The organism is Kitasatospora sp. NE20-6 (assembly GCF_045862635.1).
Map to the genome: position 1 here is coordinate 1 of NZ_BPRL01000183.1, position 559 is coordinate 559.

1 pseudogene is annotated in these 559 nt (G+C 71.2%); it reads left to right on the forward strand.

Annotated features, from left to right (window positions below):
- Positions 1–467, forward strand: a pseudogene (locus SNE206_RS40110) (M4 family peptidase); the annotation flags it as partial.
- Positions 468–559 lie beyond the last annotated feature (92 nt).

Below are 559 nucleotides of genomic sequence, written 5' to 3' on the forward strand. Positions count from 1 at the left end.
CGGGCGGCGGCACCTGCACCCCGGCCCAGCTGCTCGGCAACGCCGGCTTCGAGACCGGCACCGCCGCGCCGTGGACCACCACCAGCGGCGTCGTCGACAACAGCGCCTCCGAGGCCTCGCACGGCGGCTCCTGGAAGGCCTGGCTGAACGGCTACGGCTCCGCGCACACCGACAGCGCCACCCAGACGGTCACCATCCCGGCCGGCTGCAGGGCCACCCTCAGCTACTGGCTGCACATCGACACCGCCGAGACCGGCTCCACGGTCTACGACAAGCTCACCGTCACCGTCAACGGCACCTCCGTCGCCACGCACTCGAACGTGAACGCGGCCACCGGCTACAGCCAGAAGACGATCGACCTGTCCTCCTATGCGGGCCAGTCGGTCACCCTCAAGTTCAACGGCGTCGAGGACTCCTCGCTCCAGACCAGCTTCGTGATCGACGACACCGCGATCCAGACCAGCTGATCCGGCCCGACGGCCCCCCGGGGGCCTGAAAGCCACCCAGGGCCCGGCGGCACCAGCCGCCGGGCCCCTCGGCGTACCCGCACACGACCGAC